Genomic DNA, 14,092 nt, shown 5'->3' on the forward strand with positions numbered 1-14,092 from the left:
CCGCTCCTAGGGATAAAACGACAGCTTCGGTAAGCCCAAATCTTCCGGCCAGCCCATCATCAGGTTAAGACACTGAACAGCTTGACCGGCCTGTCCCTTCATCAAATTATCAATGGCGGACATCACCACCACGCGACCGGTGCGCTGATCGACCTCAATGCCGATGTAGCAGAGATTGGTTCCCCAAGCCCACTTGGTCTGCGGATAGACGCCACTGGGCAAAATCTGTACCCAGGGTGCATGACGATAGAAAACGTTGAAAATAGTCAGCAGATCTTCAGTGACTAACCCCGGATCGCGCAGCGTGGCGTAAACCGTTGATAAAATCCCGCGTGTCATCGGAACGAGGTGGGGCGTGAACTGCACCATGATTTCATTGCCTGCCAAACGACTGCAGATCTGCTCAATCTCTGGTGTATGTCGATGGCGTGCTACCCCGTAGGCTCCCAGCGTTCCCTCTGCCTCAGCATGAAGGAGGTTCAGCTTTCCCTGTCGGCCACCGCCTGATGTTCCGCTCTTCGCATCAATAATGGCGCTCTCCGGCTGAATTAGACCTTGCTTGAGGAGGGGCGCTAAAGCTAGCAAGCTCGCGGTGGGATAGCATCCCGGACAGCCAATTAGTTGGGCGCTGGAGATGCGATCTCGATACAGTTCCGGCAGTCCATAGACGGCCTGTTCTGCTACTTCAGGCCGAGGATGCGTGGTTCGATACCACTGCGTATAAGTAGATAAATCAGAAAATCGATAGTCCGCTGATAGATCGAGAACCTTGCAACCCTTTTCCACCAGCTCTGGGGCCATTTTGACTGCCAAACCATTGGGCAGAGCCAGAAACACAATCTCGGCGCGCTGGGCAATCTCTTCTAAGTTAACCAGCTCAATATCTCCCATCCCCCGATGATGCAGATGGGGATAGATCTCTGACATGGCTTTGCCAGCACTCCCTTCGCCACCCAGAAAGACCAAATCGACATTGGGATGCTCCGTCAGCAGGCGAACCAACTGGATGCCACCATACCCCGATGCCCCAACAATCCCGACCCGTGCCTGGGAACCCATGATCTATATCCTTTGCAGATAGTGTTTTACAGCAGCAGAGGGCTGCTAGTGCATTGATAGCATTGGTGCATTGTAGTACCAAAGTTTGATTCTGAATGCAAAAATCTAACGGTGAAGCGGGTGCAGGTAGGGCCGCGATCAGATTAGAATGATGTTAAGAAATCTTAACGACCTTTTTCTCATGGCTGCGACTAGCGACTCTCTTCAGTTTGACTCTATCGAATCTGCCTTAGCGGAATTCAAGGCGGGTCATGCCATCGTTGTGGTCGATGATGAAAACCGCGAGAATGAAGGCGATCTGATCTGTGCCGCCCAGTTTGCCACCCCGGAAATGATCAACTTTATGGCGGTGGAAGCACGGGGGCTGATTTGCCTAGCGATGACGGGTGAGCGGTTAGATCAGCTAGAGCTACCGCTGATGGTGGAGCGCAACACCGATAGCAACCAGACGGCTTTCACCGTCAGCATTGATGCAGCCACCCATCTAGGGGTCACCACCGGCATCTCTGCGGAAGACCGGGCGAGAACCATGCAGGTGGCGGTTAATCCCGATTCTCAGCCCACCGATCTGCAGCGACCGGGCCATATTTTTCCGTTGAGGGCGCGTACGGGTGGTGTTCTGACCCGTGCGGGTCACACTGAGTCTGCCATTGATCTGGCTCGTCTGTCCGGTCTCTATCCGGCAGGTGTCATCTGTGAAATTCAGAATGCAGATGGTTCGATGGCTCGGCTGCCTCAGCTTTTTGACTATTCCCGTCAACATAACTTGAAGATCATTAGTATCGCTGACTTGATTAGCTACCGGCTGCAGCATGAGCGCTTTGTCCATCGGGAGACGATTGCAGACCTGCCCACCGAGTTTGGGACGTTCAAAATTTATGGCTATCGGAATACCCTCGATAACTCGGATCACGTTGCTATTGTGAAAGGCGATCCTGGGGCATTCACCGATACTGCCGTGATGGTGCGTGTGCACTCTGAATGTTTGACTGGGGACGCGATTGGTTCGCTGCGCTGTGATTGTCGCATGCAGCTTCAGGCTGCGTTGAAGATGATTGAAAGTGCGGGGCAGGGGGTTGTCGTCTACCTGCGTCAAGAGGGGCGAGGCATTGGTCTGATTAACAAGTTAAAGGCCTATACCCTGCAAGATATGGGCTTGGATACAGTGGAGGCTAACGAAAAGTTGGGATTCCCAGCGGACCTGCGGAATTATGGGGTGGGCGCTCAGATTCTCAACGACTTGGGTATTCATAACATTCGCTTGATTACCAATAACCCGCGCAAAATTGCTGGGTTGCGGGGATATGGCCTGGAGGTGACGGAGCGTGTCCCTCTGCTCATTGAAGCCAATACGTTTAATTCGCCCTACCTCAGCACTAAGGCAGAAAAGTTAGGGCATATGCTGTTGCAGACCTTCTTGATGACGGTGGCGGTTCATTGGCGAGATGAGCCAGATGTGACGCAGCGGTATGACCGTCTAGAGAAATTTCGTCAGCTCGCCGACACAGAGCACTTGCTCCTGCAGGAAGAGGTTAGGCCGGTTGCGACTGCCGTTTTCCGGCAGGCTTCTCTGATTGTCCATCTGGGGCTTGATCAGGCGGGATTAGCCTCGGGCGATTGGTATCAACAGCCCGAGCATCCCTACCTGCAGGCCGTGTGCCATATCCTTAAGGACTTGAATGCTTGGCCTGAGATTAGCTGTATTGAATTTCTAGTCTCGGCAGGAGCAGACTCTCTGAAAAACCTGCGGGTTAACCTGGACCGGCAAGCTGTTGACTACCAGCATTTACCGTTCCCCGTCTGTCGACAGTTAAAAACTGAGGTGATTTATAGCGCCACCATCAACGCTGATTAGATCCTCCTGCTGACGTCACTGTCCCGGATTCAGATTTGAGAATCACGTCAAGATTCAAAGCCTGCGCTAGAACTGCGCATTCATCTTGAGCGGCCCATAGTTCTAGCTCTGCATTTTCGGTGCCCAAGAGGGTGATTTCAAGAGTCTGACCTGAGACCTGACCTGAGACGGCTTTAACAAGCTGATTCTTCGTCCGGTCTAGACCCACTGCAATTCTGAGTAGACCCGCCAGCACCCAGACTATTTGGCGCTGCCTATCGGATAAGCGCTTGAACTTTTTGTGCTTTGTCTTTGGATGAGCTTTGCGATGGTAGCGGATCACATGACCGATGAGCAGCATCTCTTCGTCGGTGAACCCCCGGGGATCGGATCGCTCTAAGATATAACGCGAGGTTTTGTGATAGCTCTTGAAGGCAAGATATTGACCAATATCATGCAGCAAAGCCGCGTACTCAAGAATGTCTCGCTCAAAGTCGCCATAGGAATGTAGTTCCTGGGTTTGTTCAAAGAGCTGTAGCGCTAAAGCTGCAATGTGACTGTTGCTGTCCCAATCAGCATCATACTTTTGGACAAGCTGAGCGGACTTCCGGTGGCGCAGACTCTTCTGAATCGGGAAGTCCGCTACGTCCTGGGAATGCCGCTCTAGGTAATCTAAAATCATCCCTTCTCGCAGCGAAGCATCACAGAGGGTTAGTTCTTTTGCCTCTGCCATCTGCAGGAGCTGCACCAGCAAAACCCCTCCCAAATGAATCGTGTCAGTCCGCTTCTCGCTGATGCCGTCGATATTGGTTCGCTTACCGGGTTTGAGATCGATGAGCTGTTGGGTAATGTCTTGTAAGTTCTCTATGGGAATGACTTCAGCGTTGACGGAGCGTAGGGATTGCTCATGATTCGCTAAATAGGCCGCTTCTCCAAGGGTACGGATCGTACCTGAGGTGCCAATAACTTGAGTGAACCCAATTTTCTTGACTTCTGCCAATGTCTGTTTCGCCAAGAAACGAATGTGGGCTTCCAATACGCCTCGGGCTTCGTCTCCGATGGGACCTTGGTCATCAAACATATCCAGGAGTCGCTGGACGCCAAGCTTCATACTGGTACCGAACAAAATTTCCTTCCGATTCCCGACCACGGCTTCGGTGCTGCCGCCGCCAATATCTAAGACCAGAGCGTTTTGGTCTGCAAGTGCGATCGCATTCCGTACAGCCAGAAAAATTAGCCGAGCCTCTTCTTTCCCAGAAATCATGCGCGGCGTAATCTTGGTGCGGCGAACAACCTCATTTAAGAATGCCTCGCCGTTTTGCGCTTCTCGAATGGCGCTGGTGGCAGCGGTCAGAATCTCATCGACGCCCAGTTGGTCAGCCAGTTGAACGCAGCGCTCGATTGTGTCAAGGCCCGTTTTGAAGGCGCGATCGCTGAGCCGATTGGTGGCAAATACCCCGGCCCCAAGCTTTGCCATTTCTTTCTCGCGCTCAATGACCTCAAAGTTTCGCTGTTGCAGCACCTTGACCACAATCATGTGGATAGAATTAGTGCCAATATCGATCGCGGCTAGTTTCATTAGCTTCCGGTAGCTTTTTTGTAATGAGTTGTGTCAGCTCTGAATGGGCTGGAGCTGCAATTGTGGCAGAGTCAGCATTTATTCGTAGAGCGGACTTGCTGGGAGAGTAAGGTCAGTAAGGTCTTGGCTGTCGTGTTGAGGCATCTCAGGACTCTCTAGCGCTTGTCTATAACAATATAGTTCCAAGCTGACCGTCGAAAGTTCGACAATTCCTGAGTGACTTTCTCAAATTCTGTGTGCTGTGGGGAGCTTTGCGATCGCACATCCCAAAGGACAGCTTCATCCCACCATCGTTGCAGACGGGGAGCAAAAGCCCGCTGATGCTCTCAAATTGATGGAGCCTTCAGCTTTCTCAGAATACTTAAGCGACTTCCTCAGACATCCATAGAACTCATCACAGAGTCAGATCAGGGGTGTCTCATCCTATCTTTCTACTCTGTAATCAATGCAGTTGCAGTGGTCCAAGACAATGAAAACGAATTTACTGGCAAACGAACCCCAAACAATTGACCAAGAAAACTCTGAAGCTATTGACGTTGCTGCTTTTCAGTTCCTTTTTGGCGCTTCAACTGAGAAGACATCCGTTGAAGAGGAGACGCCTAGCATATTAGATCCCATTACTGGTTTGGAGACCAATTCGATTGTCGTGGGTGAAGAGGCTCTGAGTTTAGCCATTCAAAATTTTATCCAGGATGAATTATCATCCAATGATGCCATAACCTTTTCTGAAAGAGCTTTCAATGGCATCGTCAGTCAAGTCACTGATTTTCCTGGCGAACAGGATGTACCAGACGAGTGGTTGACCCTTGGATCTGACTTTTCCCTTGGAGAAATAGGGATTGAACCCCAAAGCTCATCTGTCCAAAATCCGCTCTCTACAGAGATAACTGGAACCACCATATTTTCAGTCTTTGATGGAATAACTAACAACATCCAGTAGGACCGGAGGTTGTTGATGTTCTTGCTAGCGCTTGCTTTACGAAACGCGTCTTTCAATTGTTCGAATAAGTTACCCTCTCCCACAATATCTTCAGGGTTAAGCAATCTCTGAGCTGTTGACGATTTCCTCCGCAACCTGGCGCGAATTCCAGAGTCAGATCTCGATCTGCCCATCAGAGTTCCCAGAATTCACGAGGGCTAGAGCTTTGTCACTATCGAAGTCTTTCGATACAGTAGGAACCGACCCAAACTAGGCTTTCTATCGTGCAAATCATAAAGCGCAACATCGGTCTAACTGTAGGTGAGAGTCTGATGCGCGTCTATGTCGCCGCACCAGAACCAGTAGGCCAATACCCCGGAATTCTCTTCTATTCAGATATTTATCAACTCGGCAGACCCATTACTTTGCTGGCCGATCGCCTTGCTGGATATGGCTATGTCGTTGCAGCTCCCGAAATTTTCCATCGTCTTGAACCCATTGGTACCGTAATTGAACCCAATGATTTGGGAAGACTCCGGGGCAATGATGATGCCCAGCGGACTGCGATAGTAGACTATGATGCCGATGCCCAGGCTGTCTTAGCATGGCTCAAGTCTGAAGATAGCGTGGCTGCTGAGAAGCTAGGCACATTCGGCTTCTGCATTGGAGGGCATTTGGCCTTGAGGGCCGCGCTCCAGCCTGGGGTAAAGGCTTCTGCCTGTTTCTATCCCACTGGTGTTCACAATGGCAGGCTGGGGCAAGGAACGGCCGATACCATTGACCGCCTCGATGAACTAGACGCAGAAGTCTTAACTGTTTTTGGCACGTTAGATCCCCACGTTCCGGCTGAAGGGCGGCAGCAGATTCTACAAGCGTTGGACAAGGTAGATGTTAGTCACGCGACATTACTGTTTGAAGCGAACCATACCTTCATGCGGGATGATGGCTATCGATATGATCCCGTCGCAACAGATGCAGCTTGGCGTGAAGCCGTTGAATTTTTGAAGCGAGCGTTGGCTTGAAGTCTTTTCTACCAGATGTTCTGACCGTCTGGGGTGCACATTGCTCATAGTTTTCTCAGCGACTTAGACCGATACCCTCAGCAAGTTCGTCGCCCACGCATAGAAACGGATAACTTGGTTCTCAGACAACCCTCGTAGATTGAAGTCATTGAGGTTGGAGAACTAAATAATGAACAACAAAAGCCATCTGATCAACACCGCTCTTGTCGGACTAGCCGTAGTTACCCTTGGCCTATTGACAGGTCGTACAGTTACAGCGAAGACACTTGACCACGCCCTTGAAAATCAGTCAGAGACGCAACTGGTTGCCCTCAAATTTAAGAAATTCAAGAAGGGCCACCACGGCCACAAGAAGTTCCATCACAGCCCGAAACGTTTTAAGAAAGTCAAAAGGATCCACCATGGTCACGACAAGTTTCACGGCAAAAAGAAGTTCGTCGGCCACCAGAAATTTCATCACAATCCCCATTTCCGCTAACTCTCTCAAAAGTGTGAACAAGTCCGAGAGATTTCAAGGAGGCTTTCATGCAGCACGTACAAGAGTTGACGATCGCGCCAGATAAGATACTCGAAAATACCCTGGCCGTTGCTCTGCCACTATTGGACCAGACTGAAGCGCAAGAGCTAATCTCGTCTTGCGGTGAGTTAGGCCCTGACCCAAGCTCAGATTACTTCACGGCCCGCACAAAAAATATTGCATACGTCCTGTGCATCGGTGGAGAATGGTACCAAATTCAAGCGCATTGCTTTACTCAGCCCCACCAATACAATGATTTTTCCGGGGGGTACAAGCGCTGCTATCGGGAGATGCCCAAACAATTTATCAACTGTGATGCGACGAAGAAAGTGCTCAATGCCTTCAAGTCGACCTACAGCATTCCTGACAATGAACCTGTCTTAGTACAGGTACAGGAAAGCCATGTGACTGCCCAAAATGAGGGCCAATGCTTAACGGGGCAGGGCATTCACTCTGATGGTGCTGACCGAGCCATGCTGGTCTGTTTACAGCGCGACAACATTAAAGGGGCTGCAAACGCTATCTATGCTGACCTCGAAGGACAGCGCTTACTCATCAATCCTTTTATTTTGAACGAAGGTCACGCAATGCTGTGGCATGATAATCAGGTCTTTCATAGCGTCCAACCTGCCCAAATCGCTGATTTAGGGAGGGAAGGAAGCCGGACTGTCCTCATTGCTCATTATCCAGCAGTTCAGTATCTCAGGGGAACCGTCAACCCCAACAACACCTTGGGAAGTAATGCTGTAGAGGATGACAGACGATTGCGAGACAAATTGTAAAGTCTGTCATGCTGAGTCACTCACATAAACTACCCCGCATCAAGGAGAACAGGGTTTCTATTCATGATAGACTCTACCGCCGAGATGGATCTGTAAAACAAGACAAGCAGAATATTGGCGTCCTCTTAAGCGATGACCAAAAGGCGTGACTAGAAGCTAGGGGCGGCAAGGCCCTCACCCTACTACCTCAAGGGCCGGTGCCAGCGGCAAAATCATATCGCAAGATCTTAATGGATTCGGCAGAAATATATAAGACTAAATTTCGCATTTTCTATATGCTGCGATTACTTCGGCTCTGCTAAATAAACTCCCAACACGTAGTTTCATTTCGCAGTGCCTTTAGAAGGCTATCGCATTAGATAGATAATACTCAATGAATCATCTACCCTCGTTTTTCTGTCTTGGCATACCTCTGATCACAAGTTTTGCTTTAACGCTACCCGTCAGTGCTCAAACAAGTTCTCCGTCGTTAAAATTAGACAAAATTATCCCAGGCTCATCAGCCTGTCCGGTCGTTGAAGATGCTAACCCATACGATGTGATTGTGTTTGGGGATGAAGTCCCTGGGGTGATGACCGCACTGAAGGTAAAGCGAGAACTTAGATCGCGGGGACAGCAAAGTCGGGTTGCCCTGATCACAGAAGGTGACATTAACAACGGCATTGGGGGGCATTTAGTTCGAGGAGGGTTGGCCTATCTTGATCGCAATCAAGTCCCCAAGGAAAAGCGTTCTAAATATGGTGTTTTTGGTCAGCCCAACCGCCTGTATCAAGAATTCCTGAGTCTCGGACGTGTCAAAACCATTGCCCTCGATCGCTTCACCGTCGCTCAGGGTTTTGAGCGGACCTTGAATGGGCAAAACATTGATGTGATTGGCAATGTAGAACTACAGGCTGCTAAGAGTGCGGGCAATCTAGTTTGTAGTTTGACGGCGAGTGGAAAAACCTACACCGCGACGCAGTTTGTCGATGCGAGCCAGAGTGGAGAGTTAGCTGAAGCTAGTGGTGTCGAAATGATGCAGGGCCTTGAAGCTCTGGGGTTTCCCGATAGCACCCTGAGCATCGGCCTTGTTTTTGAACTCTACGGAGTCAATATTGAACAGTTAAAGGCGACGGAAGCAAAGCTCATTGAGCGGTTTACTGATCCCAACGATGCTGAAGCGCAGAAGTGGTTGGCGATTGCCTGCGGTCCGAACGAAGCGAAAGGGCATGATCTAGTTCAATCTCTGATCGAAAAAGGCAGTGACCCGAAATTGCTTTATACCGGGACAGAAGATTCTGCCGATGTCCGATCCCTGGCCTTTAGTATTGCGATGCATGGCCGATTGGGGCGTGAATATGATCTCAAATCTTCAGGTTTCTTATTTGATCGGGCCAACATTGCTGTTTTACCCGATCGACTCAGCTTTAATGCTCTGCTGTTTTACGCCAATGCTGAGCAAGCTCGGCACCTGAGTACCTCAGGTGCAAAGCCCACGGTAGAGATGCTGGAGGTTGCGACCCAAATAAAAGCCCTGTTTGAGCGCCTCGGTATGACCCATGTTGAGGTGATGGATGAACTGTATGTCCGCAATGCAGGGCAGATTGCCAATCCCCTGGATGAGCTGTCAGCGACCCTAATGACTGCTGGGGGGGTTCCCGCCTCTGAAGCGCTAGGCACCTTTGGCTATCACTTAGATGATCGCGGGGGCATTGACGGATTGGATGAACAGGTGCAGCAATCCTCTCTACGATCTTTAAACTTTCGTCAGCTTCCGGTTTTTAACTATGGGTTTCGCCATACTCTGCCCACAGAACGCCAGAATCTTGCGGTCTTAGGGCCGGCATCTGGTTTTGGCGGACTTGGAACCACAGCGGGCCGGATTGTTGAACTTAATGTGGGTGTTGGGGAAGGACTTGCGATCGCAATTTCAAAAGCGATCTCAGAGAAGCGTTCTCTCCATACCATCCAAAACATTGAAGTTCGTGAAGCCATGGGCTATGTCCCAGCAATATATGGGGAGCAAACAGGTAGTTTTCAAGCTGTGTTCTCATTAGAACGCAAGTTTAGGGCGATTGATTATAAAAAAGACTACCTCAACCAGGCCCAAACCTTTATGAAGAAAGGGAACCATACAGAAGCAACACGAGTTCTCTCAAGAGCCATCACTCTAGATCCTAGAGATGCCGATGCTTACTATCTTCGCGGTAACGCGCTCAAGAACCTCTCGCTTTATGATCTGGCGCGGGCCGATTACACAGATGCATTGCGACTCAATCCAGCCCTAACAGAAGCCTCTGTTAAACGAGGATATCTCAACTTTTTTGCGTCTAACTATAACCAGGCGATTAAAGATTTTGATCAAGTCCTGCAGCGCGATGCCGGTCGGCAAGATGTCCAGTTTGGGAAAGCTCTGGCAACGTCATTCCGCCAGAGTATGCTGACCGGTGATACTTGGTACACCGAAGCCCTCCCTATGCTCAATAAAACGATTAAGAAACAGCCTGATTTGGCCGTTGCCTACGTAATCCGAGGCGTCGCTCAAGATAAGCTTGGTAATAGTGAGCGATCTCTCGGTGATCTTGAGACTGCCATAGCTCTGTACAAGACTCAGGGAGATCAATCCTCAGTAGACAGTACGGAAGGTATGATTAAAGCCTTGCAAGATTAATCCATTAAACGGTCTCCTTTTCTGTTTCCCCGCAGTCTTAGACAAGGGGCTATATTTTCTAGAAACCGCTGTCTCCTCCCTCATAAAATTGGAGTCGTCCAAAGCCCAGGAACTGTCCGTGCGCTTTCTCTCCATCTGGAAATGCTGTTACCCCAAAGAGGTATGTCCCTCCGGTATCAGGGTTGCGTTTGGCTCTTAAGCGAATCGTAAACTCAGTGCCCGGTGGAATCGGTTGCTCAAACGTAACTGTAACCTTACCTTGCCGATCTGCCTCAACATTTTTAAGTGGCAAAAGCTGTTTGCGATTTTTCCCAATGAAGGCAATGGTATCTTTCAAGTTGAAAGAGATCGAGTCAAATCCTTCCCTTTGGGCAAACGTTACCTGCCTAAGCGATTCTTGAGCTGAATCTGGTAGAGAGAGTTGAAAATCATATCTCGGTCGAGGGATTCGAACAGACTTAAAATCAACGGTTGCACCGAGCAGCCTGGGGACTTGGACAAAATGGACTGTTCCATTGGCTAGCTGTACTGCTTGAGCAGAGATAGATAGGGGGCCACCGATGTATAGTGCTGCCACCAGAAGAGACGGAAACAGCAACCTATCCTTACCGTATTTGGGATTTTTCATTTTCTCTTTTCAAATAGAAATCTATTAACGTATCTGTTGCTAAACCAAAGGTTACGCAACTGTTCTGAGCTTCCGATGAAAAGTACCTGAGGGAATCAAATTCATGGAAGAACGGCCACAAGTAATGAAGTGATTGGCGAGTGCCTGCGCGTTATCTACGAACGGAACACAAGTGCCGCAATGTGGTCCCTGTGTCGTTTGCTAGAGTCATAGAGCCTTTACTTGCTCAGAACGTGCTGTTGATTACTTTCTTCAGGCGTCAGATCGGCAAGGGTTAGGTCACGACGCAGTTCTCTGCCGTTGGGACCGACCAGCAATCTAGGAATCTGTTCTGTTTTTACGATCTCCAAAGAACCCATGTCGTATGTTGTATAAGATGTTGTCTGGGTATCCAATGTAATATCAACGACGGTCAAAGTTTGAATGGGTGCTGTATTTGACCCTAGCCATGACCGTGGTCCACTCCCCAGCGCCCCTGTGTGAAGCATCTCTAGCTCTCCAGCACGACCTGGAAAATATACATGGTGGTGTCCACAGATGTACGTATGTACATTGTGTCTTTCTAAAAGTAACCGGAGTTCATCGGCACGGTTTAAGATCTCCCCAGCGCGATCGCGTCCCTGAGCCACGGCATAAAAAGGCAGGTGCCCAATCACGATCCGCATCTTGGCCTGCTGAGCTACATCACTGGCCAGACTTCGTTCTGCCCAGACTCGTTCTTCATCAGAGATATTTGCTGAAGATGCATCCCAGACTAGGTAGAAAATCTCGTTCTGCTGAAAGCTGTAGTAAAACGGAAAGTCGGCTCGATCAACATACTGAAGTCCTGGTTCCTGGTGGCTCCAATAGCTGTTCGCAACTTCCCGGTCGAGGGCATAAACATATTTGCCGTTAGGGTTACGGTAGCTAGAAGCATCATGATTGCCCAACGTCAAAGCAAAGGGAAGCCCTGTTTTGCGAATCGGCTGCAAAATCTTTTGACCAAAAGCATCCCACATGGACTGGACTTGCTGCTGTGAGAGCTTGAGGCTTTGTCCAGCCACCATATCTCCGGCGCAAATGACGAGATCGGGTTGCCAATCCGGCAGCATTTTTACTGCTGCTTCTACTTCAGCGCGGTAGGTGGTTGACCCATACTGGCTATTCATATCGCTGATTACAATCAGACGAACATCACCCCGCTGAGGAGCAAACACCCCCTGAGGCGCCGGACTTGGCGATGTCTGTGGAGCGGAGGAAAGATTGTGATTGGCCTGGGACGCACTTTTGCGGTCTAGGCCACGGACCGCGGCACTAGTGGCTAATCCTATCGTTGTGCCCCCGAGCAGCAAAAACTTTCGACGATTAAGCGGCATGGCTTTCTGTCCCACAGGTTATATCTACGTTTTTTATACCAAAATTCTTTTACGAGAAGCTGTCGGTGTGTTTGTTGCTCTTAGGCTACACGTTGACCAGCCCCACAGCTATCTCTAGAGCCTCAGTTCGGCTTTGCAACCGACGATTTTCTGGAATCAAACTCAGCACCTCTAGGCGATTTAGGCGACTGCGACTCTGCTCTTTTGCGCCTACTAAAAAGATCGTGCGATTCTTCTCTGCTGCCTCTTGCAGCGCATTCTCCAATGCCAAAGAAGAGGTGACGCCCAAGTGAGGCACGTTTGTTAAATCTAAAATCAGCACGTCGCAGTTTTCTAGGGCCTGATGCTCGCGCGAGATAGCTTTCGCGACCCCGAAAATCATAGGACCGCTGAGCTGAAAGATTAAAACCCGTCCCTTTGCCTGATCGAGTAGCCGTCTTTCCTGATCGCTCAGGTCAATCTCGTCATCGGCATCGGTGATGGTTTTTACCCCCTTAGAGCGCAGCTTGCTGAGTCGATCAATCGTCAACGTATCTGCGACAAAGACCCCGACGCCGACGGCTACAATCAAATCCACAAAGACGGTTAGAAAGATAACACTGTAGGTGATTAGGGCTCCTTTACTGGAGATCTTATGGGCACGCTTCAAGAAGCCCCAGTCAACAATATCTAGCCCTACTTTGAAGACGATACCCGCTAAAACTGCCAAGGGAATAGACTGCATGAGGTTCCCTGCACCGAGCACGACGATCACCAGAATCAGCGCTCGGATGAGACCTGACAGTATCGTTTTGCCGCCTGCTTGAATATTAACGACGGTTCCCATTGTTGCTCCTGCACCAGGAATGCCGCCGAACAGTCCTGCGGCCAAATTCCCGATACCTTGGCCGATCAGTTCTTTGTCTGAGTCGTGCTCTGTTCGTGTCAAGCTGTCAGCCACTACAGAGGTCAGCAGAGCATCAATGGAACCCAGCATGGCGAGCACAGCTGCATTGGTGAGCATCATCTGGAGCTGACTGGTTCTAAAGGTGGGTGTATGCAGATAGGGCAGACGGGTACTAAATTCCCCTAAATCTTGAATTTGGCGCAGCTCTAGATTCGGAAAGAAGAGTAGCGGGACGCAAGTGCCCAGCAATAATGCCACCAACTGTGCGGGGACCCAGCGTGAGATAGCATTAGGCGTAAAGAAAATAATAGCGACCGTGAGGCCGGCCAGCAGCGTCTCAATCGGGTTGATGTTACTTAAGATCTGGGGGAGTTGCTCTAGCGTTCCAATGACGCCACCGGGAGGGGCTGGCTGCCCGAGAAAAGGGGCCAACTGTAGAATAAGCAAGATGATGCCGATCCCTGACATAAAGCCTGAGATCACGGTGTAGGGCATCAACGTTACGTAGCGACCTAGCTTTAAGAGGCCGAACCCAATTTGCAGGAGGCCTGCCATCATGACGGTTGTGAAGGCCAGCTCTAGACCATTTTCGGGATTGGCGGCTACTAGATTTGCGATCGCAGCTGTCATCACCACCGTCATTGGCCCCGTTGGCTCTGAGATCAGAGCGGGAGTGCCTCCGAATAGTGACGCAAACAGGCCAATCAAAACGGCTCCGTAGAGACCCGCAGTTGCTCCAGCCCCTGTGGCAACTCCAAACGCAAGGGCCATCGGCAGCGCAATGACGGCTGCCGTCAAACCACCGAATAAATCACCTCGCCAGTTCCTGAAGTGAATTCGATTTACAAGCTGCATACTGTT

General features: G+C 50.1%; 11 protein-coding genes. 6 read left to right on the plus strand and 5 right to left on the minus strand.

Annotated elements, in window-relative coordinates:
• Positions 1-6: 6 nt before the first annotated feature.
• Entirely contained in the window at positions 7-1,059 is a 1,053-nt protein-coding gene (gene argC, locus C1752_RS14750; RefSeq protein ID WP_110986847.1) for an N-acetyl-gamma-glutamyl-phosphate reductase, read from the minus strand.
• A gap of 181 nt (positions 1,060-1,240) precedes the next feature.
• Between argC and ribBA the strand changes: the two genes are divergently transcribed.
• A complete protein-coding gene (gene ribBA / locus C1752_RS14755) occupies positions 1,241-2,914 on the plus strand; it encodes a bifunctional 3,4-dihydroxy-2-butanone-4-phosphate synthase/GTP cyclohydrolase II (protein WP_110986971.1) in 1,674 nt (557 codons plus the stop codon).
• Here ribBA and C1752_RS14760 read toward each other — a convergent pair.
• Positions 2,901-4,472, minus strand: coding sequence for a Ppx/GppA phosphatase family protein (locus tag C1752_RS14760; RefSeq protein WP_110986848.1), 1,572 nt, complete (start codon positions 4,470-4,472; stop codon positions 2,901-2,903). The genes ribBA and C1752_RS14760 overlap by 14 nt on opposite strands.
• 469 nt (positions 4,473-4,941) lie before the next feature.
• Here C1752_RS14760 and C1752_RS14765 point away from each other — a divergent pair, with 469 nt between their 5' ends.
• The 5 genes from C1752_RS14765 (at position 4,942) to C1752_RS14785 (ending at position 10,362) form a co-directional block, all read left to right on the plus strand.
• Positions 4,942-5,412 (plus strand): hypothetical protein, encoded by a 471-nt coding sequence (locus C1752_RS14765; RefSeq protein ID WP_146242351.1) that lies wholly within the window; start codon positions 4,942-4,944, stop codon positions 5,410-5,412.
• Between the two features lie 263 nt (positions 5,413-5,675).
• Entirely contained in the window at positions 5,676-6,413 is a 738-nt protein-coding gene (locus C1752_RS14770; protein ID WP_110986850.1) for a dienelactone hydrolase family protein, read from the plus strand.
• Between the two features lie 169 nt (positions 6,414-6,582).
• Positions 6,583-6,891 (plus strand): hypothetical protein, encoded by a 309-nt coding sequence (locus C1752_RS14775; RefSeq protein ID WP_110986851.1) that lies wholly within the window; start codon positions 6,583-6,585, stop codon positions 6,889-6,891.
• A 47-nt stretch (positions 6,892-6,938) separates the two neighbouring features.
• Positions 6,939-7,712: a 2OG-Fe dioxygenase family protein gene (locus tag C1752_RS14780; RefSeq protein ID WP_110986852.1), complete on the plus strand. Its 774-nt coding sequence runs from the start codon at positions 6,939-6,941 to the stop codon at positions 7,710-7,712.
• A 373-nt stretch (positions 7,713-8,085) separates the two neighbouring features.
• A complete protein-coding gene (locus tag C1752_RS14785; protein ID WP_110986853.1) occupies positions 8,086-10,362 on the plus strand; it encodes a tetratricopeptide repeat protein in 2,277 nt (758 codons plus the stop codon).
• 58 nt (positions 10,363-10,420) lie between these two features.
• Here the strand turns inward: C1752_RS14785 and C1752_RS14790 are convergent, their stop codons facing one another.
• The 3 genes from C1752_RS14790 to bicA form a co-directional block, all read right to left on the minus strand.
• The gene (locus C1752_RS14790) at positions 10,421-10,990 is read right to left on the minus strand and encodes a DUF2808 domain-containing protein (protein WP_110986854.1); all 570 of its coding nucleotides are present in this window, start codon (positions 10,988-10,990) and stop codon (positions 10,421-10,423) included.
• A 218-nt stretch (positions 10,991-11,208) separates the two neighbouring features.
• Positions 11,209-12,360, minus strand: a complete 1,152-nt coding sequence (locus C1752_RS14795; RefSeq protein ID WP_233501608.1) for a metallophosphoesterase family protein — start codon at positions 12,358-12,360, stop codon at positions 11,209-11,211.
• 70 nt (positions 12,361-12,430) lie between these two features.
• The gene (gene bicA, locus C1752_RS14800; protein WP_110986856.1) at positions 12,431-14,086 is read right to left on the minus strand and encodes a bicarbonate transporter BicA; all 1,656 of its coding nucleotides are present in this window, start codon (positions 14,084-14,086) and stop codon (positions 12,431-12,433) included.
• Positions 14,087-14,092: the final 6 nt, after the last annotated feature.

This window comes from Acaryochloris thomasi RCC1774, assembly GCF_003231495.1.
Classification (GTDB): Bacteria; Cyanobacteriota; Cyanobacteriia; order Thermosynechococcales; family Thermosynechococcaceae; genus RCC1774.